This window comes from Salegentibacter salarius, from assembly GCF_900168265.1.
Classification (GTDB): Bacteria; Bacteroidota; Bacteroidia; order Flavobacteriales; family Flavobacteriaceae; genus Salegentibacter; species Salegentibacter salarius.
The window spans coordinates 68,694-92,232 of sequence record NZ_FVZF01000008.1; the positions used below are offsets into that span (position 1 = coordinate 68,694).

Here is a 23,539-nt window from a genome sequence, read left to right on the forward strand (position 1 = left end):
TTATAAAATTTTATTCACCGGTTTGTTTAAAGCCGTTAATCATTGCATATTTTCTTTTTCGGTAAACTCCCGCAATGTATTCCATTAACTGCGGGCGCAGAACTAAGCCAATTATACCTAAGCTTGAAAGACCAATTAATGCCGCCTTAAAGCCTATAAAAAAGTCTAAAAGCCAGTATATTAAAATTGGTAAAAACATTAACGGAAGCCCTACAATCCATTGTGCAGCTCCTGTTCCCTGGTAGTTCATAAACGGACTTTTATCCAGATCTATTTTCTTTTTGTTAAAAGACCCTGAATAGAGTAAAATAGGAACATTTACCCCAATATTATATATAGCGGCTACCATATTTATCAATAAAATATTCCAGCCGAAATAAATATAAGGTGTAGTAAGAATAGCCAGTATTATTACGCTAAAGCTAAGCAATAGCGCTTTAGAAGACAGGTAATCTTTCATAGGAATGTTTTGCGACATTATCATAGAATAATATGAAGCATCCCACGATGGTATAAATTGCCCGAAATTGATCATAAAAATACCAGTCATAAAAATTCCTACAAAAACATAAAAAACTGAATGTTCATACATATCACTAGGATAGACAAAAAGCCCGTAACCCAGCAAAATAAAAGACATATAAATTGTGGTTTTTGGTCTTTTGTTTCGCCAAATCAGTTTTAGGTCTTGCTGAAGAAAAGGTGCAAGAGCTCCAAATTTTTTGGTCCATCCAAAGTCTTTTGTATCGGCATCTTTTTGTTTCTGCTTTAAACCGGCATCCAGGTAAAATTTACTTTCCAGGTTATGTTGATTCCATTTAAATAGAACTACTGCCAGAACTATAGGAATAATTACCAAATAAGGGTTAAGAACCAGGAAATCTAACATTTTCCCAAACCAGAAACTAATTTCAAAAACCTTGAAATATTCCAGAGCCGATAATACAACCACGGTAAGAATAGCAGGAATTAAAGCCTTTAGATCATCAGTAAATTTCTTTTTAAAAATAAAATTCAGAAAATTGACACATTGGGTAATGGCAATCATGCCTAGCATCCAGCCTAAAAGATTCCAGGTTCCATAATCGGCTTTGTAGATGCAAAAAATTCCGAAGGGAATTATGATAAATAACGGCAGGAAATTAAAGAAAGAGTACATAGACTTGCTCAAAACAAAATTCACTGCTTTGCGTCTGTGAATTGGTAAATTTAAAAGCGGTTTTATGTCTAGGACCGGCAAGGTTTGCACAAAAAATCTAAAACCAAGCTCAAACACCAGCCATAATAATACAAACCGATTTACCAGCCGTAGAGGATCCTGATCAGGAAAGTATTCCTGCAATAAAGGATAGAGTCCAATTCCCAAAGCAAGAAATGCCACCGAAAAATATAAGGCCAGGAAAATTAGCAGGACTTTTAACCCAATACTCTTCCCAACACTCGCAGAACGGAAGAAAGATTTCCATTCTAACCATAAAAATCGTTTAAACATAATTTATAATTTACCCGGTAATTGGGATTAAAACGCACTGGCATCTACCCAAAAACTAAGGAGTGTTTAGACTAAAATATTGTTCATCTCCATATTACCAATATCGATTACCTTACAAGTATAGAAATTTAGGCATTTGTTACACTCTTTAATTTCACATACTTTGTATTTTTGCCAAAAATAATTTTTTGATGAGTACGTTTTTTCCATTAGAGATAAAAGAAGTAATTAGGGAAACCCCACAGGCAGTGAGTTTTTCTTTTAATATTCCAGAAAACTTAAAAGAAGAGTTTAAGTTTGACGCTGGCCAATATATCACGATAAAAACAAAATTAGGCGACGAAGAATTAAGACGTGCGTATTCCCTTTGTTCGGCACCAAATTCGGGAGAATTTAAAGTGACCGTAAAAGAGGTAGAAGGCGGAAAATTCTCGGTAATAGCAAATAACAAGCTTACTGCAGGAGATATTTTAGAAGTTCACCCACCAGAAGGCAAATTTATACTTAAACCTACCGGTGAAGCCAGGACTTATGCGGCCTTTGCCGCGGGAAGTGGGATTACACCAGTGCTTTCTATCATAAAAACTGTTTTAGCCGAAGAACCTAAAAGCAGGTTTGTTCTTACTTACGGAAATAAATCTCCTGAAGAAACTATTTTCTTTAAGGAATTACTTGAACTGCAAGCCAAATTCCCAGATAGGCTTTTTATTGAATTCGTATATAGCCGCACCAGGGAAGACAATTCTCATTTCGGAAGAATTGAGACCAGCACGGTGAATTTTGTAGTTAAAAATAAATTTAAAGACCAGGCTTTTGATGCTTTCTACCTCTGTGGACCTGAAGAAATGATCAACCAGGTAAGCGATGTTTTAAAAGAAAATGGAGTTACCGGAGACAAAATTCTTTATGAACTCTTTACTTCTGAAGACACAGGAGCTATAGAAACCAATGTAGAAGGCCAAACCGAGCTTACCATTATGGTAGACGATGAGGAAACTACTTTCTCGATGGACACCAAAGAAACAGTATTGGATGCCGCTTTAGAGCACGATCTAGATGTACCATATTCCTGCCAGGGCGGGATTTGCAGTAGTTGTATTGCCAGGATCGTAGAAGGAAAAGCCGAAATGCGTAAAAATCAGATCTTAACCGATGAAGAGATCGAAGAAGGCCTAATCCTTACCTGCCAGGCACAACCGCTAACTCCAAAATTAAAAGTAGACTACGACGATGTATAGTTTCTTTGGCAAGAAAGGCTGAAAAGATTATCTTGTTAAGAACAAATCAATTTTATGCTGAAACTCAAAAATGTCTCCTTTGCCTATGCTGAAGAACCGGTTTTAAAAAACATAAGTTTTAAGCTTGAAAAAGGAGAAAATCTCTCGGTAATTGGAGAAAGTGGCTGCGGAAAAAGCACATTGCTTAAACTTATTTACGGCTTGCTTCATACCGATGGAGAGATTTTTTGGGGAGAAAAGGAATTATTAGGGCCAAAATTCAACCTGGTCCCGGGAGAGCCGTCTTTTAAATACCTGGCACAGGATTTCGATCTCATGCTTCCTTTAAGCGCAGCAGATAATATTGGGAAACACCTCAGCAATCAATATCCACAGAAAAAGAAGAAGCGTATAAAAGAATTGCTGGAAGTTGTTGAAATGACCGAGCTAGCCGATAAGAAAGCAAAACTTTTAAGCGGCGGCCAACAACAACGGGTAGCTTTAGCCCGGGCACTGGCCAAGCAACCAGAATTGCTTTTGCTGGACGAACCTTTTAGCCATATAGATCATTTCAGGAAAAATAATTTACGCCGAAGACTTTTTGCTTACTTAAAAGACCACAATATCGCCTGTATAGTTGCCACTCATGATAGCACCGATGCACTTTCTTTCGCTGATAAAACCATTGTGTTGAAAAACGCGAAAATCTATGCTGAAAATTCCCCGGCGGAATTATATCAAAATCCGCCGAATAAATATGTGGCTTCCCTTTTTGGCGATGTAAATGAACTAATGCTAAAGGATCTTGTTGAAGATGAAAGCAGCCGAAAAAAAGTAATTCTTTACCCTGAAGAAATAAAGCTTTCCAAAACTTCCGGAATAGAAGCAACAGTAAAAAAATCCTGGTTTAAAGGCAAAACCTGGCTAATTGAAGCCAGTTTGAATAAAAAAACTGTGTATTTTAATCATTCGCAGGAATTAAAAGAAGGAAAAAAAATCAAGCTGAAAGTTTCAGAGAAATTAATCAAATCAAGGTTAAAGTAAGTTTCGCCACTAATACACGAATAATTCTAGTCGATAGACTGTAGTCATTAGCCGTTAGACATAAAATTATGGCCCAAAAACCCAAGCCTACTAGCCAGGGATAAACGAAATTTTTTCAAGGAGAGAAGTCCGCAGACCGAAGAGGTTTGAACTTGTTTCTTGTTCTTTTCTTCTTTACTATTGTCATTACGAGCGACGCAGCAGCGCGGTAATCTTTTGAATGAGAGTTTGTGAGTTTCAGTTGAGCAGATTGCTTCAGTCGTGCCTTCTTTGCAATGACGCATTGTTTTAGTATCGTCAACCACCCCTTTCTTCAGCTGCTCTAAATTCTTTGCTCTCCTTTAAAAGTATGGAACCATTTTATAAGAATATTCGTGTATTCGTGGCTAATCATTTTAATTTAAAACACCTCTAGGATTTTAGCTTTTTTTCCATTGAAAGTAATTTCTTCTCCGGCTTTTTTATGAAGCAATAATTGCGCGATCGGGGAATTGGCGCCAATGGCAAAATATTCATCGCCATCTACAATAATACGATCTGCCGGGATCGCGATAAAATAATTAGCCATATTGGTCTTTACAGCAGTTCCCAATTGAGCGGAACCGTTGTTAGTTCTGCTTTTTGCAATATTAAGCGTATTTCTAAGATTTTTAAATTGCTGTAGCTGTTCGGCCAGTTTATTCCATTCCAGGTTTATCATTTCCCGCCCGGTTTCATACTTATCGCCAGCGCTGCTTTTGGTTTCGTTTTCCAGATCACTTTCAAGTCCGGTCATAGCAGCTTCAATACGTTTTATACGTTCTTCCACATAAGCCTCGCAAGCTTTATAAAGTTTTTCTTTTATTGAATTCATAAGATTTTTTAGCTAAAAGCCACAAATAGTTTTTTCAGTGGTCATCCTGAATTTATTTCAGGATCTAAGATGTTAGAATCTGAAACAAGTTCAGATTGACGATAAATAAAATTATTGTAAAATTTATTCCAAAGTAAATCTTCCATAATTCTGCATTTGCCTTACAATCCAGTTTTTTCGTTGATTAATATAATTGCTGGCTGGATTTGCTTTGTATTCCCTGGGATTCGGTAAAACAGCTGAAATAGCAGCAGCTTCGTAAATAGAAAGATTCACCGCCGATTTGTTGAACCAATGCTGCGCAGCAGCTTCTGCGCCGTAAACTCCCCGGCCCATTTCAATACTATTGAGATAAACTTCCAAAATTCGTTCTTTACTCCAAAAAGTTTCGATTAAAAATGTAAAATAAACTTCCAGGCCTTTTCGAATCCAATTTCTCCCCGGCCATAAAAACACATTCTTTGCGGTTTGCTGCGAAATTGTGCTGGCACCACGAACCCGCTTTCCTTTTTGATTATCCTCAACCGCTTTTTCAATGGCCTGAAAATCAAAACCATTATGTTTTACAAAGTTTTGATCTTCACTGGCAATTACACCAAGTTGCAGATGCCTCGAAATATCTTGCCTTGCCACCCATGAATGTTGAATTTCTTCTTCAGGATTTTCAAAATATCGAATAGCCATTAAAGGGGTAAATGGTACCGGAAGCCATTTATATAGCAAAACCATAAAAATAGAAAATAGGATTAAACCACTTATCAGTTTCAGGATAAATTTGAATATTTTCTTGATCATTCTATCATTTCTGAAAGTTCTTTTCCTACTAAACTGCCAATGGCAACGCCCATCCCGCCTAATCGCACTCCGCAAACTACGTTTTCTGAAATTTGTTTTACTATGGGGTTTTTCTGTTTTCCAACGCCCATAATTCCGCTCCAGCGTTGATCGATTTCATAGGAAGTTTCGGGTAAAACTGTGGTTTTAAGCAATTCTTCCAGTTTCTGCTGAATAAGTTCCGTTTGAGCGATTTCAGTGGTTTCTTCGGTTTTAAAATCGAGATTTCTGCCACCACCAAAAAGAATGCGATCGTCAATATTCCTGAAATAATAATAGCCTTTATCTAAATGAAATGTGCCTTTGATCTCCAGATTTTTAATCGGTTTGGTGATCAATACCTGGGCGCGTGCCGGTTTTACCTGAGCAATTCCCAATTTTTTCGAAAAACCATTAGTGGCGATCAATAATTTACTTGCTGAAAATTCTAACTTATCAGTTTTGATCTTTACAGAATTTTTGGTCTCGGTGAATTCTTCTACGGTAATATTATTCAGAATTTTGATGCCGGCCTTCTGCACTTTATGTAGCAGAGCTTCCATCATTTTCCCGGTATTTAATTGTCCTTCAAATTGATTAAAAATGAGTTTTTTCTGAATATTTCTAAAACCGAAGTTGTCTTTTTGAATACTAAAAACGGCCTCTTCAAACACCGGTTTCAGCATTTTATTGAGTTCAGGCAACTTTGCTTTACAATCTTCGAAAAGTAGCTGATCTTCTTTTGTAAATAGTTCGTAACCGCCATATTCCTTATAGCCTATATTTTTATCTCCCAGATTTTTGCGAAGCAAATTCAAGCCTTTTAAGCGCTTTTGAATAAGTTTTAAGACTTCTTCTTCAGAATGCGAATTTAGATCATCCAGGATCTCAGAAACACTTCCAAAACAGGCAAAACCGGCATTTTTTGTACTTGCTCCGTTTGGTAAGGTGCCACGTTCTAAAACCAGGATCTTAGATTTTGGAAAACGTGCTTTTAAGTTTAACGCACAATTTAGACCCGTAATCCCGCTGCCGACAATGCAAAAATCAATATTTGAAAACCAGGTTTTGGTTTCCCAGTAAGATAGGTTCATGAAATTGGTTAATTTTCAATGAAAATACGAAATAAATAATGAGGCTACATAAAAACTCTAATCGCTATAATTTGATCTTTTTTTAAGTTTTCAACGCATTTAGGTTTTCAAGAACTTAGACCCTGAAATAAATTCAGGGTGACTAAAGAAAAGTGCTTAAATAAAAAAAGACCTCACAGGTTTAGAAATCTGTGAGGTCTTATAAATATTCTAGATGTTAGATTCTGAAACAAGTTCAGAATGACGGTGAAACTTAATCTTCTTCGAGTGGTTTCATTTTAAAATCTTCCATAAACTTAGTGGTATAATTCCCCTCAACATAGTCTGGGTGATCCATAAGTTGTCTATGAAATGGAATGGTAGTTTTCACACCTTCTATCACGAACTCATCTAATGCACGTTTCATTTTGTTGATAGCTTCTTCCCTCGTTTGGGCGGTAGTGATCAATTTCGCGATCATAGAATCGTAGTTTGGCGGAATAATATACCCGCTGTATACGTGTGTATCTATTCTCACCCCGTGCCCACCTGGCGCGTGTAAATTAGTGATCTTCCCGGGAGAAGGCCTAAAATTATTATAGGGATCTTCAGCATTAATTCGGCATTCTATAGAGTGTAATTGCGGGAAATAATTTTTTCCGGAAATTGGCACTCCTGCTGCTACAAGAATTTGCTCTCTAATAAGATCGTAATCTATTACCTGCTCGGTAATAGGGTGTTCTACCTGAATACGGGTATTCATTTCCATAAAGTAGAAATTTCGGTGTTTATCTACCAAAAACTCTACTGTACCGGCACCTTCATACTTAATGTATTCTGCAGCTTTTACTGCGGCCTCTCCCATTTTTTCCCGGAGACTATCGGTCATAAAAGGAGAAGGAGTTTCTTCGGTTAATTTTTGATGACGGCGTTGTACCGAGCAATCTCTTTCAGAAAGATGACAGGCCTTACCTCTACTATCTCCAACAACCTGTATTTCTATATGACGAGGCTCTTCAATAAGCTTCTCCATATACATATCGTTATTATCAAAAGCGGCTGCAGATTCCTGTCTGGCCGAATCCCAGGCAGCCTGGAGATCTTCCTCTTTCCATACGGCACGCATTCCTTTACCACCACCACCGGCAGTAGCTTTAAGCATTACCGGGTAGCCAACTTCTTTAGCTAGCTTTTTACATTCGGTGAAGTCTTTTATAATCCCTTCTGATCCTGGTACGCAGGGAACTCCGGCAGCTTTCATTGTAGCTTTAGCCGTCGCTTTATCGCCCATTTTGGCAATCATTTCAGAAGAAGCTCCAATGAATTTTATATCGTGCTCTTCGCAAATCTTTGAAAATTTAGCATTTTCAGAAAGGAAACCATAACCGGGATGAATTGCATCGGCATTAGTGATTTCCGCGGCAGCGATAATATTTGAAATCTTAAGATAAGATAAATTACTTGGTGGAGGCCCAATACATACGGCCTCATCAGCAAACCTTACGTGAAGGCTTTCAGCATCTGCAGTAGAATAAACCGCAACTGTGCTAATTCCCATTTCTTTACAGGTGCGAATTACGCGCAAAGCGATCTCGCCCCTGTTTGCAATCAATATTTTTTTAAACATACCTATTGTTTTTTTGGCCCAGGAAAAAGTACCTTAAGCTAAATGGGCAGTAATTTATGATGGATCTACTAAGAATAAAGGCTGATCGAACTCTACCGGAGAGGCATCATCTACCAGTACTTTTACGATTTTTCCTGAAACTTCGCTCTCTATTTCATTAAAGAGTTTCATAGCTTCAATCACACAAAGTACATCGCCTTCTTTAACCGAGTCACCAACTTCTACGAAGGTTGGTTTATCTGGAGAAGGTTTGCGGTAGAAAGTTCCAATAATAGGAGATTTTACCGTGATATAATTTGAATTATCCTCACCAGCCGATTTTTGATCATCACTACTCTGCTGTGCACTTTCCTGTGAAGGAGCAGGCGCTTGCTGTTGTTGCTGCGGTTGTGGCTGTGCAGGCATTTGTGGCATTTGGCCACCCATAGGCACTTGTTGAACAATAGTTTCTTTCTCGTCTGAGCCTGTTCTAATAGTGATTTTTACATCGCCAGTCTCCAGTTTTACTTCACTGGCACCAGACTTGGCCACAAACTTAATTAAATTCTGAATTTCTTTTAAATCCATAATATTAGGGTGTTGGTTTTTTAAGAATTATATGCCCATTTCAAGTAAGTAGCTCCCCAGGTGAAGCCGCCTCCAAATGAAGCAAAAACTAAATTATCTCCTTTTTTGAATTGCTTTTCATAATCTCCAAGCAATAAAGGCAAAGTAGCCGATGTAGTATTTCCATAGCGCTCAATATTCATAAGCACTTTTTTATCATCAAGTCCCATGCGCTGAGCCGTTGCTCCCACAATTCTTTTATTTGCCTGGTGCGCAACAAGCCAATCTACATCATCATTCATTAATTTATTGCGCTCCATAATTTGTTCACTAACTCTAGACATATTAGAAACCGCAAATTTAAAAACGGTTTTACCATCCTGTCTTACATAATGTAGTTTTTTGGCTACAGTTTCTTCGGTTGGAGGCATTAATGAGCCACCAGCTTCTATTTTTAGAGATTCCCTTCCTATAGAATCACTTCTAAGAATCTCGTCTTGTAAACCAAGACCTTCTTCATTTGGTTCCATAAGTACCGCACCTGCACCATCACCAAAGATAATACAAGTAGTTCTATCGGTATAATCAATTATAGAAGACATTTTATCGGCTCCAATTACCAAAACTTTTTTATAGCGACCAGACTCTATATAGGCTGATGCTGTAGACATCGCATATAAAAATCCTGAACAGGCAGCTTGAAGATCGTATGCAAAAGCATTGGTAGCGCCAATTTGGGTAGCAATATGTACACCTGTAGCAGCTACTGGTAGATCTGGAGTTACAGAAGCAAGAATTACCAAATCTATCTCTTTTGGGTCTAGATTAGATTTTTCTATTAGGTTTTTGGCTGCTTCAATTCCTAAGTATGAAGTTCCTTTATTAGGGTCTTTAAGTATTCGGCGTTCTCTAATTCCGGTTCTGCTGAAGATCCATTCGTCATTGGTCTCCACCATCTTCTCCAACATTTTGTTGGTCAACACATCGTCGGGCACATAGGTGCCCACAGCGGTAATGGCTGCTGTGATTTTATTCATAGATTTGACTTTTAAACCCCTTCTACGCTTATAAAAACGCAAAAATATCTAAAGAAAAGTACTAATTTTTCTTTGACTGGGCGTGCAAATTAAGGCCTTTTTAGCACTTATTCAACTTAAAACAAAAAACTCCCACGAGGTGAGAGTTTTTATAAAAGTTAAAGCTCTATATTAAATTAAGCTTCTATTTCTTCAGTATTATCAATTAATACCTGGCCTCGGTAATATAATTTACCTTCATGCCAGTGTGCTCTGTGGTATAAATGAGCTTCTCCTGTTGTAGGATCTGTAGCTATTTTTGGTACCGAAGCTTTATAATGTGTCCTTCTTTTATCTCTTCTTGTTTTAGAGATTTTTCTCTTTGGATGTGCCATGGCTTGCTGTTATTTATCGTTTAATAAGTTTTTTAATTTATCCCAGCGAGGATCTATTTCATCCTCATCATTTTTATTCTCGTTATTATTAATACTTAATTCCTCAAGTTTATCAAGTACTTCTGAATCTAAAGTTCCGTCTTCTACTCCGGGATGAACCCTCTTCAATGGTATAGACAGCACAATAAGTTCGTAAATATATTGCTGAATATTTACCTCAAATTCACCGTGCGGCAAAATTAGTAAATCTTCATTTTCATCATTAAACTCATCCCCAAATTTTATAACCAAAAACAAACTTCCATCAATTGGCTGGTCGTATGGCTCATTGGTAATGTCACAATTTACGTTTACAGAACCGGATGCTTCAAAAGTAAGCTCCATCATTGTTGTTTTTTTCTCCAACAACAAATCAATTTTTACATTGGCACTGTTTAGATCGTCGTACTCAAAATGCTCAAAGAACTCATTATCAATATCGTATTCAAACTGGTGTTTTCCCAGCTTTAACCCTACAAAAGGGATCGTATACGCTGCTAAATTCCTCATCTCATCATCAGTTTCTTGCCCGAGCAGCTTCTGCTTAGGCGGGTGCAAATATATAAAAATTAATAAATTAGAGCGCTGTTATAAACAAATTTTTGTTTATAACTTTTTACCCTGTTTCTTTAAAGGATTTTTAGTGAGCTCCTTATATTCTTCGCGGCACTTATATATTTCTATAGCACGAAAAACAGCTTCTTTAAATGAATTAATATTTGCCGAATTAGTGCCGGCTATCTCAAAAGCGGTACCGTGATCTGGCGAAGTTCTCACCTTGCTCAATCCTGCGGTGAAATTAACTCCGTTTCCAAAAGATAGAGTTTTAAACGGAATCAAGCCCTGATCGTGGTAAGAAGCCACTACCGCATCAAAATTCACATAATTCTTTGAGCCGAAAAAACTATCTGCTGAAAATGGACCAAAAACCAGATCGCCTTTATCGCGTAATTTCTGAAGCGTTGGTTTTAAGATTTCTTCATCTTCTTTTCCAATCACCCCATTATCCCCGCTATGAGGATTTATACCTAAAACGGCTATTTTAGGTTTCTGGATTCTAAAATCCTGCTTTAAAGTTTCCTGAATAATCTTCAGTTTCTTTTCAATTAGTTCAGGAGTGATGGTGTTCGCGATATCTTTTAGAGCCACGTGGTCTGTAAGCAAACCTATTTTCAGGGTATCGGTAATCATAAACATAAGGCTTTCGCCTTCCAGTTCTTTTGCCAAATAATCGGTATGCCCGGGGAAATTAAAATCTGCCGACTGGATGCTATGTTTATTAATTGGTGCGGTAACCAAAACATCTATTTCATTTGCCTTAAGTGCAGTTGTAGCAGCCTGCAAAGATTTAAATGCATATTCTCCAATTTTTGGATCTTCTTCCCCAAAATTAATATTTACGCCTTCTTTCCAGACATTCACCACGTTGATTTTTCCGTCAATCGCCTTAGAGGCATCATCTATGCCCTGGTAATTTAAAGAAAGATTAAATTGCTTCTTTAAAAAAGTAAGCACCTTGGTAGAAGCAAAAATAACCGGTGTACAAAAATCCAGCATTCGGGAATCATCAAAGGTTTTAAGCACTATTTCACTACCAATTCCATTCAAATCTCCTATACTTATTCCTAATTTCACCTTTTCTGCGTGCTTCATCTGCTCAAATTATTTGGGTTAGCTATTCTACGACTTTTATCAATCTCAACCCAGGTATAAATCTAAATTTGTTCCTGGATATTTCATTAAACTTCCCCTGTTTATTTCTATTTTTACATCACAAATGTAAGAATAATCCAAAGATATGTTTACCGGAATTATTGAAGAAGTAGGAGAAATAAGCCGCATCAACCCGGAAGGTGGAAATATGCATTTCAGCATAAAAGCAGCAATGACGCCAGAATTAAAAATAGATCAGAGTGTAGCGCATAATGGCGTTTGTCTAACTGTGGTTTCAATTAATGATAACGAGTATACCGTTACTGCAGTAGCCGAAACCCTGGAAAAAACGAATTTGAAGAATTTAGCTGAAGGCTCACCGGTAAACCTGGAACGTGGAATGAAGCTTGGTGACCGACTTGATGGTCATATTGTACAGGGACACGTAGACCAGACAGCAGTTTGTAAAAAAGTACAGGAGAAAAACGGGAGTTGGGAATTCACTTTTGAATATGATACTACTTTGCAGAATATCACCATAGAAAAAGGATCTATTACGGTAAATGGCGTGAGTCTTACTGTGGTGAATTCAAAGAAGAACGAATTTAGCGTGGCTATAATTCCTTATACCTACGAGCATACTACCTTTAAATATTTTAAAGAAGGAGATGTTATAAACCTGGAATTTGATGTAATAGGAAAATATGTAAAGCGTATTCAGGAATTAAAGTAATTATTTCTTATTTCTAATATTATGAATCCCCAATCCCAAACCGGCAGCGATTAAGGCCGAAATTCCAAAATCTATAGGAAGGCCGGGAGGAGGAGGAGGTAGAGGAGTGGGTTCCGGAGGATTTTCCTGTCCCATAACTACCCGAACACTTAATAAGAGTATTACCACAAATATATATTTACAATAATTTCGTTTCTCCCTCATAATTCGTGCGTAATGTACCACAATAATATTATCTCCCAAAAACTTTGGTTTGGGTTATATAACGTAAAAATAGGTAAGATGGTTTTGTGTGGGGGCAACACTTTATAAATATAACAAAAATTCGCTTTACATTAACATGTACTGATACGGTATTAAGATGAATCTCTTTCCAACTTTGTTTCATTAAATTTCACTCAGCTTTATACTATTCTTTTATATTAACCCACTTTTCAACTTTTTCAAATAACTGTTTCTTTTCAAATGGTTTTGCTAAATAATCGTCCATTCCTACCTCTCTGCATTTTTGTCTTTCAGCCGCCATAAAATTTGCTGTTAACGCAACAATAGGCATAGATAGTTTTAATTGATCTCTAATAACTTTAGTAGTTTCATAACCATTTTTAACCGGCATTTGTACATCCATAAAAATAAGGTCGTAGCTTTTCTCTCTTAAAAACGAAAGTGCCTTTTCGCCATTTGAGGCCACATCTACCTTTAAGCCTTTACGCTTTAAAATAGCTCTTACCAGGCGTTGGTTTAATTCACTATCCTCACAAACCAGTATTTTACCCTTATAATCCTGAGAAATCTCGTCTGCCGCAGCCTGGGAAATTTCAACCTGTTCCAAAGGTTTCTCAAAAGGAATATCAAAAATAAAATCGGTTCCCTTCCCATGCTCACTCTTCACCTCAATACTTCCTTCCTGTTTTTCTATAAGCTGCCTGGAGATATTAAGTCCGAGGCCGGTACCGCCGTATTTTTGCGAGGTGGTTTCTTCTGCCTGTAAAAAACGTTGAAAAACAGTATCTAATTTATACTGCGGAATTCCAATTCCGGTGTCTGAAACTTTAAAATTCAATACCGTTTTTCCTGAAATGTCCTTCATTACAGTCACTTTCAGCCTTACGCTTCCCTCTGTGGTGAATTTTATTGCGTTTCCTAAAAGATTAATAAGTATTTGGGATAGCCTGTTTTTATCACCTATCAATAGTTTTGGAACATCCCTACTAACAAAGGGTTCAAATTCAATTTTCTTTTGGTGTGCTTTAAGATGTAAAATTGAAAAAACCCTGCTAACTACATCTCTAACATTAAAAACATCCTTATCTATTTGCAATAAACCAGCTTCCATTTTTGAAAGATCCAAAATATCGTTTACAATAAACAACAGGGAATCCCCGGCAATTTTTACCGCATTTAAGTAATTAATCTTATGCTTATCTTCTTCATTCTCCAAGAGCAAATCTGTGAATCCAAGCACTGCGTGAATCGGCGTTCTAATCTCGTGACTCACATTGGCGATAAAATTGTCTTTTTGTTCATTGAGATTTTCAGCCATTTCTTTGGCTTTTTGCAGTGATATAGCGGCCTCAATTTCTTTGGTAATATCCTGGGAAATCTTTACCACTTTTATCACTTTTCCCTCAAGATTCTGGATAGGATTATAACTCGCCTGTAAATAAAATTCCGATCCGTCTTTGTGTATTCTGCGCACCCGGCCGGTTTTAAATATGCCCTGGCCTAAAGATCTCCATAATCGGTGGCTTTCTGCATAATCCTCTGGGGTAATTAGCATTTTGTGATGACTGCCCAAGAGTTCACTTTCAGAGTAACCGGAAACCTCTTCAAAATTCTTATTTATGGAAATTATTGTGCCATCTGGGTTAAATTCTACAACTCCGCTAGAGTTTTTAACCGCCTTCATTAGGTCTTTATTCTCAATTTCCTTGAGCTCAAGTTTCCTTTGGGTCTGCTCTATTTTTTTCTCAAGAATACTATTCAATTCGGCCCCCAGGCTTTTATTTTTCTGGCGAACTTCTATAAGGTGCATAGCTTGCCTTGTAAGCAATTTCAATGCTTTTTTTTGCCGGTCGTTTAGTTCTTTCGGCTTACCATCAACCACACATACCGTCCCAATATTGGAACCGTTTTCGGCCTTTAATGGCATTCCGGCATAGAACCGAATTCCATTTTCTGAAGTTACATAAGGATTATTCTTAACGCGTTCATCTAACAAAGCATCAGATATTTCAAGAAGTTCATCTTGCAATACGGTATATTGGCAGAAGGTCTCTTCTTTAGGGGTTTCGTTCCCATCTATACCCACCTTTGCTTTATACCATTGTCTTTTATCATCTATCATAGAGATAACAGCAATTGGCACATCGCAAATAAGCGCAATGAGCTGCGCTAATTCATCAAAATCCTCTTCGTAGGGAGTGTCTAAAATATTGTAGGATAGCAAGGTTTGAAGCCTTTTTATTTCCTTAATATCTTCAGTACTAGTAATATTCATAAGGGGCATTTATGAATGGCAAATATATTAAAAAAGGAAGCCTTAGAATGGTATTAACCGTGAATTTACTGAAAATCAAGAACTATATTTCCTATCTCTAAAAATAGCTAAAAATGAAAATAAAAAACCCTGCAAACCTAAATCTACAGGGCCAAGTCAAAAAATTCAGTAATTGACCTTTTTTATTTATAAACCTTTACATAATCTATTAAAAATTGCTTTGGAAAAATGGAATCGTCCACTTCCGGTCCACCAAAATTACCACCTACTGCAAGATTCAGTAAAAAATAAAACGGATGCCTGTAAGGATAAGTTTCTTCATTTTTTTCTGATGGTGAAAACGTATAGGTTTTCTCACCATCTATATAGAAGGTTATTGCATCTTCAGTCCAATTCATTTTAAAAACATGGAAATCTGAAGTTACATTTTCTATTCGAGTAGTCTCAATATTTTCAGTATCGCCGTGGCTTGCCGGTGTGTGCAACGCATTATGAATAGTATCAGGTTTCCTGCCTACAAATTCCATAATATCAATTTCACCTGAAGCAGGCCAACCCACTTCATTTATATTATTACCTAGCATCCAGATTGCAGGCCAAAGTCCGTGCCCATCGGGCAACTTAGCTCTAACCTCAACAGTTCCATATTGAAACTCGAACTTATCCTTACTGTTTACTTTTCCGCTGTAATAAGCATCTCCAACCTTATCGGCGGTAATTACTAAATTCCCATCTTTTACAGCTACATAATCTTCGCTGTAAATTTGGCGCTCATTGTTTCCCCAGCCGCAAAGATCGGGACAGCCGTCACCGGTTTCGTAGCTCCAGTTCTCCATATTTAGGGAATCACCTTCAAAATTTTCTTCCCAAATCAATTCCTGTGCAGCAAGCTGTAGACCTACAAATAGGAAAAGGCCTGATATTATACTTCTCTTCTTCATATTATTTCTTTAAACTGAACTTAACTGTTTGAAGGTCTCTAGAATTTCCGCCAACCATAACTTCAAATTCACCGGCCTCAGACTCCCATTTTTCATTGGCAGTATAAAACTGGAGCATTTCTTCATTAATTTCAAAAGTTACGGTCTTTGTTTCTCCAGGAGCTAGGCTTACCGCTTCAAAACCTTTAAGTTCTTTAATTGGGCGCGTAGTACTCGCTACTATGTCTTTTATATATAACTGAACGATCTCTTTACCTTCCTTTTCACCAGTATTGCTAAGACTAAAGCTAACTTCAATAGGGCTGCCAGGAGTAAATTCTTCTTCAGAAATTGTCAAATCGCCGTATTCAAAAGAGGTATAACTAAGGCCAAATCCAAAAGGGTAAAGTGCGTCTTTCTTCTCATCGGTATATCCGGAATAAGTCACGTGGGTAGGGTTAGAAGGTCGTCCCGTACTTTTTTGATTATAGTAAAGAGGCTCCTGACCTACAGCTCTGGGGAATGAAACCGGAAGTTTTCCTGAAGGATTGTAATCTCCCAGTAAAACATCGGCAATAGCATTTCCGCTTTCTGAACCTAATTGCCAGGCTTCCACTATAGCCGGAATATTTTCTGAAGCATACGTGATCTCCATTGGTCTACCGTTAATAAGCACCAAAACAATATTCTTGTTCACTTTGCGAATTTCTTCAAGTAAGTCTTGCTGAACGCCAGCTAAACCAACATCTACCTGGCTTCTTCCTTCACCGGTTTGAAATGCATCTTCACCAAGTGCCATAATTACCAAATCTGCTTCAGAAGCTTTATTAATAGCTTCCTGAAATCCAGATGTATCGGTTTCGTTAATCTTTAAGGGCATTAAAAAACTTCTTTCCCCCATACCAAGATTTGCACCTTTAGCATAGCTAATTTCTACATCTTCATTCATATTGTTTTTTAAACCTTCCAGTAAAGAAACAGCCGAGTTAGCCTCTCCCTGCGCTCTCCAGTTTCCAATAGGCGTATCCTTATCATCAGCTAATGGACCAATAACAGCGATCTTTTTGATCGAATCCTGAATTGGAAGCAAATCATTTTCGTTCTTTAGCAGAACAATAGATTTTTTAGCTACATCTCGAGCTACATTTTTATGCTCTTCAAAAGAAATATTCTCTAAAAGCTCTGGATTAGAATATAAATAAGGATCATCAAATAGTCCTAGTTTAAATTTTACACGAAGAACACGTTTTACCGCATCGTCTATATATTCCTGACTTACTTTTCCTTCTTCTACAAGGCTTACCAGGCTAGACTCGTAAGCACCACCTTCCATATCCATGTCGCTACCTGCATTTAAAGCAATTTGGGCTGCGTGCTTTTTATCACGCGCTAATCCATGGGCGATCATTTCTGGAATAGAACCCCAGTCTGAAACTACAAAACCATCCCAATCCCATTCTTTTTTTAAGATATCTCGCTGAAGGGTTTTATGTGCGGTGGCTGGAGTACCATCTATATCATTAAAAGCATTCATAAAGGTAGCAACGCCCGCTTTGGCAGCTTCTTTAAAAGGCGGAAGAATGGTGTTATGAAGTTCGTTCTCTCCAATATGTACGGTATTATAATCCCTTCCTGCTTCTCCAAAACCGTAACCTGCAAAATGCTTTGCCGTAGCAGCTATACTACGCGGATTGGCAAGATCATTACTTTGATAACCTTTTACTTTGGCAACCGCTACTTTAGAGGTTAGATAAGGATCTTCACCAGATCCTTCCATAATTCTTCCCCAACGCGCATCTCGAGAGACATCTATCATAGGCGAGAAGGTCCAGTTAACCCCATTAGCCGCAGATTCTACTGCAGCAATTTCTGCTGTTCTCTCCATAGCTTCCAGGTCCCAACTAGCTGTTTCTGCCAGCGGCACAGGGAAAATAGTAGTATACCCGTGTATTACATCATAACCAAACATTAAAGGAATCTTTAGCCGAGAATTTTCCATCACCAACTTCTGTGCCTCCCTGGTAGCTTCTACCGAAAGCACATTTAGCATAGCGCCTACTTTACCGGCTTTAAGATTTTCTTCCTTTTGTTTGTTATTCATTTCAGAAGCCGGGCCCGTAAGATCCCAGCTACCGTTGTATTGAACAAGCTGTCCAACTTTCTCTTCCAGGGTCATTAATGCTAAAACCGAATCTACTTTAGCTTCTACATTTTTAACCGAACTTTTTATGGTTGAATCCTGCCCTTTTGCTATAAAACAGCTCAACAGGAAAACACCTAACAGATAACGCTTTTTCATTTTTTGGAGCATAAAAAAACTGCCTGGACTATGTGGGGTAATTAAGTTTGTGGCCTACAAACAAATTATCTTCAACCGTAAAAATTACATAGTAATCAGGCAGTCTGATTTTTAAAATAATATTATTCCTGGTAAACTTTCACGTAATCCACTTCCATAGTAGACTCTTGAAAATCATCAGCAATATCTCCTCCAAGGGTTCCTCCCATGGCAATATTTAGCAGTAAATAAAAGTCGCTCTGGAAGGGAGTTGAATCATTATTATCAAACTCAAGATGCGGCTCACCATCCATTAGGAAAGTAATTTTTTCCGCGGTCCATTCAACTTCATATATGTGGAATTCTGAGGTTACGTCAGAAACTTCTGTGTCACCTACAATAGCATTTCCTCCTGAATTTCCGGGGAAATGTAAGGCAGATGAAATTCTATCAGGATCGTTTCCTACAAATTCCATAATATCTATTTCGCCAACTCCGGGCCAGGATTCTTCAGGAAATGCAGCGCCAAGCATCCAGATTGCAGGCCAGGTTCCTCCTCCTGCAGGTAATTTTGCACGAACTTCTACACGACCAAAGGTAAATTCGAATTTATCTTTAGTGGTTATTCTAGCAGAAGTAAAATCAAAACCACTCTCAGCTTCTCTCTTTGCTGTTATGACAAGGTTTCCATTTTCAACTCTTACGTTATCCTGCTCATCGGTATAAAACTGAGCTTCATTATTACCCCAGCCATTGCTACCGTTACCAGTTTCATAGTTCCAGTTATCGGTGTCAAGGGCATCACCCTCAAACTCATCTGACCAGATCTCGGTATTAAACTGGCTCTCAAACTCTTCCTCTTCTTCTTCATCCTGGGAAGTAGTGAATTTTAAATACCACGCCAAAGCAGGATCGTTACCCGGTATTACCCTAACATCCATTGTTGTTGGTGTAATATTAAGAACTTCGTAAGAACTTGAACCTACATAATAGCTCATCGTTCCACCACCAGCGATATTAATTACCGTACCGGTAGTAGCATCTTCCGGCAACCCAGAAGTTGAAGGAGAAAGAGAAGCACTAAAGTCTCCAGTATTACTAAAATCAAGACATTGGTCTTCAGAACCATCTCCACCAAAATCACCCGTGTAAGCTACATTTACAAAGGTTTGCCCATTGTTATTGTAATTATAAATTATATTATCATTTTCGTTCAGGCTAAACGTCATTTCATCGGTATAGAAACAAGAACTAACATCTGCGCCGGCCTTTTCAAAAGGAGCAGCTGCATAATATATAGGAGCCGTAAATCCTTCTCCAGCGCTTGGCCCTACACCAAGGTGAGCTGGCTGTGAAGCTGCTACATACCAGGTTTTCGAACTTCCGCCGGTAAGTAATTCTTTAGTTTCAGGATCGCTAAAGTTACTAAAAACAGTTACGGTGGTGGTCATATTCGAGGAAGCTCCCCCTGTACCAGATGCCACAACTGTTACCGTATAATCGTTTACACCGTTCTCGTTAAAACTATGGGTGGTTTCTCCAGAAGCAGAAACTTCTTCAAAACCATCGCCATAAATGAACTTGTAGGTCATGGCGTTATCGGCGCTGGCGGTAAAGCTTACCGCGCCACTACCGTCGCCATTAGGCATTTCTTCAGTTTGCCCTACCACTTCAGCGGTAACACTAAGGTTAGAAGGTGTGGTAATATCACCTATATCATAATCGTCGTTGGAACAGGCGCTGAAAAAAACCAGCGAAAGTACCGCAAGACTTGTTTTAAATATATTTTTCATTTTTATGCTTTTTAATTACGAAAATAAATGTTGTTCACATAAACATTAACTCCTCCGGCAGGTAAACCAGAGTAAATAAGCTGCCCTATATTGGTCATTCCATCAAGGTTCTCAAATTCTGATAATGGAATATCCAAACTTACCCATTCGTTCTGAGCAGGATTCTCTATAACAATTTCTGATTCAGAATCGTCTCCTCCTCCAAAAACACCATCAGGACCAAGATCCACCAACTTCACTCTAAAAACAGTAGCATTATCGGTATAGAATTCGGTATGGAAATGCGTCATATTTGAAGCATCTACAGGGCTGGCGATTGTTTCAATTCCAACGTAATCTAGATTGAAATAATGTTTAGACAATTTTCCGTCAAACTCTACTTCTTCATAGTCTGAAACAGACCAGCTAGTTCTCCAGGTATCAACTGCCACATCATCGGCCATATCACTAAAGAGTGAAATATATTCGGTTTGCACCTCGCCAATTGTAACATCATCAAAGTAAAAGCTAGTACCTTCACCAGGGCTGTTGAAGTCATAGAATACGATCAATCGGTCGTAATCTACACTTTCGTCAAAAGCGTCAAAAGCACTTAGATCAAAAGAAAGTTCTTCCCATTCGTTAGCAACCGTAGTATTTTGAGTTACTTCAACAAATACTGAAGGGTTTCCGTTATTGTCCGGTGCTGAATCTGAGTCTTCAAATTTCAACAGAATTGGTACTCCCGCTTCTGGAGACCAGGTTTTCATTTTAACGGTAGTTCCGTTCTCAAAACTTAAAGCTTCGTCAAGGTTTAAAGAAACCCCTGCCCATACTTCAGATCCATCTCCTTTAGAAAGTTCGGTAACTTTAGCACTGGTGTTTATGCCAGACATATCTGGGTTATCTATCACACCTGCGCCTGCGCCGCCAAATCCGCCCCAAGCATAGGTAAGGTTCTCAGATTCAAAATCTATAGGAAGTTTTAATGGCTCTAAAGTGGTTGTTTGAATATTATCGAAATAATACGTCTCATCATTTCCTGGAGTTCCATAGTTAAAGAATAATACCAGTCTACCGTAATCAATGGTTGAATCTACCGCCGACATATCAAAAGTCAGGGTTTCCCAGGCATTACTAACTGTAGTTTCTACTGTACTTTCAACAAAAAGATCGGCATTATCAAGATTTTCTATCTTAAATATCACCGGAGTTCCGGCAGCTGGAGACCATACATCTACACTAATGTACTTATCTGAAGAAAAATCTATAGGTTCATCAAGACCAATAGTTGTTCCTGCCCATATTTCAGAACCTGCAGGTTTAGTATAAGAAGCTACTCTCGCACTGGTATTTACACCAGAAGGATCTGGGTTATCAATTACGGGTGCTCCTGCTCCTTCGCCTCCACCAAAATTATTAAAAGTATAATTAAGCGTTTCTGATTCAAAATCTATAGGAAGGAAAAGCGGATCTGTAATAGTAATTTCCTGCTCAACTTCAGTAGTTGCCGCACCACCACTAAGGGCAATTACGCGAACATTGTAAGTACCTATACTACTGTAAGTATAAGAAACAGTTTCTCCCGGCATAAGAAGAGTTGCCTCTTCATCTTCGTTTTCACCAAAATAAACTTCGAACATTGCAGCGTTTGTGGCGCTGGCTGAAACAGTTACCAAATAATTATTATTGGCATCTTTTACAATTTCAGTTTCCAAATTCTCTGGTGCAAGGAAAGAAACGGTTAAAGGCTGAATTCCCGAAGCCATTTTACCGTTTATATTAGTCCCGGTAACCTCTACTTCATATTCACCTTCTGCATAAACGTGTTCTACAGCATCACCTACTTTAATCCCTTCTGCAGGAGTAGAACCATCACCGAAATCTACGGTATACACCGCTGCTCCTTCACCGGTTGGTGTAATCTCTACCAAACCGGAATTATCTTGAGTTATTTGAAATGTTGCACCCAAATTTGCCGGTGCCTGTACCTGCTCAAGATCTACAAGGGCATCGTCATCACTCTCGCAGCCAAAAAATGGCAAAGCAAGAAGGAATGCAAAAATTAATTTATAATGTCTTTTCATAATTCTAATGTTTTAGTATCCCGGATTTTGCTCCCAGTTGCCCTGAGAAAATTCTATTTCTTCTAACGGAATAGGGAAAAGTTCGTTTTTCCCTGCAGTAAATCCTTCAATGTTATCTGCGGCTCTGCCGGTTCTTACCAAATCAAAGAAACGGTGACCTTCGCCTACTAATTCTTTTCTTCTTTCTTCGTAGATAATTTCGGTAAGTGCATTTCCTGCAGCATCTACTCCATCTAATCCTGCTCTCTCACGAACTTCATTAAGATAAGTTCTAGCCTCACTATCGTCTATTCCACCACGGTTCAAAGCTTCAGCAGCCATCAACAAAACATCGGCGTAACGAATAGAGCGATAATTATTAGGCTGGGTAAGGTTAGCATCACCTACGTTATCATTTTCTCTTGGAAGATATTTTCGGTTAAAATAACCGGTATGCTTATAACCTTCAGCATAAGTTGCGCCAGTTTCGGCTGCCCAGGCTTCTATATCTAAGATAGAAGGCTCTCTTCTAATATCATCTTCAGTAAACATATCGTAAGCTTCCTGAGTAGGAACATTAAAACTAAAACCAGGTTCAAAAACAGGTCCCGAATAATTTCTTATTCCCTGGAAACCTACGGCTACATTACCTTCACTACACGGCAAACAGTCAAATCCTGCTCCCTCTTCCCCGGTATATTGTACTTCAAAAACCGATTCTTCATTATTCTCACCTTCCTGTAAGAAAAGTGTATCAAAATCTGCTAAAGCGTAAGGACCATTTTCGATCAAATCTGTTAAAACATTTGCAGCTTCGTCAAATTCTTCCTGATACAAATGCGCTTTACCAAGCAAAGCCATTGCAGCTCCTTTGGTTGCGCGACCAGTTTCGGGTGCGGTATAATTAAGGTTTTCTATAGCAAATTGTAAATCGCTTTCAATTTGTGCGTAAACTTCTTCAGTAGAAGCTCTTGGTACAGAATTCTCGTCTCCCAACACAAAACGCTCATCTCCTTTTATTGGAATTGGCCCAAACCATTTTACCAATTCAAAAGTAAAATAAGCTCGTAAAAAGCGAACCTCAGCAATAATCATTTCGCGACCTTCAAAATCTGTTTTGTCCTGAAATTCCAAAACATAGTTTGCGCGTTGTACCCCGGCAAAATTCCAATCCCAAACATCGTCCAGGTTATCGTTTACAGGAGTGTGCGTCATCTCGTCTACTTGTTGAAAGCCTATAACATCATTGGCGCTTTCACCTCCACTTAATGTATTATCTGAAGCAATTTCGCCCAGCAATACATTTACGTAAGTAGATTGTAAAATATCATAAACGCCAATCATCGCGTTATAATAATCTTCTTCAGAATTAAAATAGTTTTCTGAATCTATTGTGTATTCTTCAGTTTCATCCAAATAATCTTCGGTACATCCAAAGCTAAAAGCCAACAGGAGCAACAGAAGCATCTTATTGAATATGTTATTGTATCTCTTCATTGTGC

General features: G+C 38.2%; 20 protein-coding genes. 3 read left to right on the forward strand and 17 right to left on the reverse strand.

The features are described 5' to 3' along the window. Positions 1-10 precede the first annotated feature (10 nt). Positions 11-1,492 (reverse strand): DUF5687 family protein, encoded by a 1,482-nt coding sequence (locus tag B5440_RS06495; protein WP_070055409.1) that lies wholly within the window; start codon positions 1,490-1,492, stop codon positions 11-13. A gap of 191 nt (positions 1,493-1,683) precedes the next feature. On the opposite strand from B5440_RS06495, the gene B5440_RS06500 reads away from it, so the two are divergent. Both B5440_RS06500 and B5440_RS06505 read left to right on the forward strand, forming a co-directional pair. Next, positions 1,684-2,730, forward strand: coding sequence for a ferredoxin--NADP reductase (locus B5440_RS06500; RefSeq protein ID WP_070055410.1), 1,047 nt, complete (start codon positions 1,684-1,686; stop codon positions 2,728-2,730). A 54-nt stretch (positions 2,731-2,784) separates the two neighbouring features. Further along, complete coding sequence (locus B5440_RS06505) at positions 2,785-3,753, forward strand: ABC transporter ATP-binding protein (protein WP_070055411.1); 969 nt, start codon at positions 2,785-2,787, stop codon at positions 3,751-3,753. A 400-nt stretch (positions 3,754-4,153) separates the two neighbouring features. Here the strand turns inward: B5440_RS06505 and B5440_RS06510 are convergent, their stop codons facing one another. From B5440_RS06510 to pdxA, 9 genes are all read right to left on the reverse strand, one after another. After that, positions 4,154-4,606 carry a transcription elongation factor gene (locus tag B5440_RS06510; RefSeq protein WP_070055412.1) on the reverse strand — a complete coding sequence of 151 codons (453 nt, stop codon included), beginning with the start codon at positions 4,604-4,606 and terminating at the stop codon, positions 4,154-4,156. 123 nt (positions 4,607-4,729) lie between these two features. Then, positions 4,730-5,401: a monofunctional biosynthetic peptidoglycan transglycosylase gene (gene mtgA, locus B5440_RS06515; protein WP_070055413.1), complete on the reverse strand. Its 672-nt coding sequence runs from the start codon at positions 5,399-5,401 to the stop codon at positions 4,730-4,732. Beyond that, the gene (locus B5440_RS06520; protein WP_070055414.1) at positions 5,398-6,513 is read right to left on the reverse strand and encodes an NAD(P)/FAD-dependent oxidoreductase; all 1,116 of its coding nucleotides are present in this window, start codon (positions 6,511-6,513) and stop codon (positions 5,398-5,400) included. The genes mtgA and B5440_RS06520 overlap by 4 nt, the downstream gene beginning before the upstream one ends. Before the next feature lie 253 nt (positions 6,514-6,766). Next, the gene (accC, locus tag B5440_RS06525) at positions 6,767-8,119 is read right to left on the reverse strand and encodes an acetyl-CoA carboxylase biotin carboxylase subunit (protein ID WP_070055415.1); all 1,353 of its coding nucleotides are present in this window, start codon (positions 8,117-8,119) and stop codon (positions 6,767-6,769) included. 54 nt (positions 8,120-8,173) lie between these two features. Next, a complete protein-coding gene (gene accB / locus B5440_RS06530; RefSeq protein WP_070055416.1) occupies positions 8,174-8,686 on the reverse strand; it encodes an acetyl-CoA carboxylase biotin carboxyl carrier protein in 513 nt (170 codons plus the stop codon). A gap of 20 nt (positions 8,687-8,706) precedes the next feature. Further along, positions 8,707-9,702, reverse strand: coding sequence for a beta-ketoacyl-ACP synthase III (locus B5440_RS06535; protein WP_070055417.1), 996 nt, complete (start codon positions 9,700-9,702; stop codon positions 8,707-8,709). 176 nt (positions 9,703-9,878) lie between these two features. Then, entirely contained in the window at positions 9,879-10,076 is a 198-nt protein-coding gene (gene rpmF / locus B5440_RS06540; RefSeq protein WP_037318365.1) for a 50S ribosomal protein L32, read from the reverse strand. A gap of 9 nt (positions 10,077-10,085) precedes the next feature. After that, positions 10,086-10,625 (reverse strand): YceD family protein, encoded by a 540-nt coding sequence (locus B5440_RS06545; protein WP_070055449.1) that lies wholly within the window; start codon positions 10,623-10,625, stop codon positions 10,086-10,088. Positions 10,626-10,721: 96 nt separating this feature from the next. Beyond that, positions 10,722-11,768, reverse strand: a complete 1,047-nt coding sequence (pdxA, locus tag B5440_RS06550; protein ID WP_070055418.1) for a 4-hydroxythreonine-4-phosphate dehydrogenase PdxA — start codon at positions 11,766-11,768, stop codon at positions 10,722-10,724. 145 nt (positions 11,769-11,913) lie between these two features. Between pdxA and B5440_RS06555 the strand changes: the two genes are divergently transcribed. Beyond that, a complete protein-coding gene (locus B5440_RS06555) occupies positions 11,914-12,501 on the forward strand; it encodes a riboflavin synthase (RefSeq protein WP_070055419.1) in 588 nt (195 codons plus the stop codon). On the opposite strand, the gene B5440_RS15435 is transcribed toward B5440_RS06555, so the two are convergent. From B5440_RS15435 to B5440_RS06585, 7 genes are all read right to left on the reverse strand, one after another. Continuing rightward, positions 12,502-12,744, reverse strand: coding sequence for a hypothetical protein (locus B5440_RS15435; RefSeq protein ID WP_141728153.1), 243 nt, complete (start codon positions 12,742-12,744; stop codon positions 12,502-12,504). It lies immediately after the preceding gene. A gap of 166 nt (positions 12,745-12,910) precedes the next feature. Next, positions 12,911-15,001 (reverse strand): response regulator, encoded by a 2,091-nt coding sequence (locus tag B5440_RS06560; protein ID WP_159447422.1) that lies wholly within the window; start codon positions 14,999-15,001, stop codon positions 12,911-12,913. 182 nt (positions 15,002-15,183) lie between these two features. Then, positions 15,184-15,942: a glycoside hydrolase family 16 protein gene (locus B5440_RS06565; protein WP_070055421.1), complete on the reverse strand. Its 759-nt coding sequence runs from the start codon at positions 15,940-15,942 to the stop codon at positions 15,184-15,186. A gap of 1 nt (position 15,943) precedes the next feature. Then, positions 15,944-18,220: a beta-glucosidase BglX gene (gene bglX / locus B5440_RS06570; protein WP_070055422.1), complete on the reverse strand. Its 2,277-nt coding sequence runs from the start codon at positions 18,218-18,220 to the stop codon at positions 15,944-15,946. A 122-nt stretch (positions 18,221-18,342) separates the two neighbouring features. Continuing rightward, on the reverse strand, positions 18,343-19,992 hold the full coding sequence (locus B5440_RS06575; protein ID WP_070055423.1) for a family 16 glycosylhydrolase: 1,650 nt from the start codon (positions 19,990-19,992) through the stop codon (positions 18,343-18,345). A gap of 11 nt (positions 19,993-20,003) precedes the next feature. Beyond that, positions 20,004-22,058: a hypothetical protein gene (locus B5440_RS06580; RefSeq protein WP_070055424.1), complete on the reverse strand. Its 2,055-nt coding sequence runs from the start codon at positions 22,056-22,058 to the stop codon at positions 20,004-20,006. A gap of 12 nt (positions 22,059-22,070) precedes the next feature. Then, positions 22,071-23,534 (reverse strand): RagB/SusD family nutrient uptake outer membrane protein, encoded by a 1,464-nt coding sequence (locus B5440_RS06585; protein WP_070055425.1) that lies wholly within the window; start codon positions 23,532-23,534, stop codon positions 22,071-22,073. Positions 23,535-23,539 lie beyond the last annotated feature (5 nt).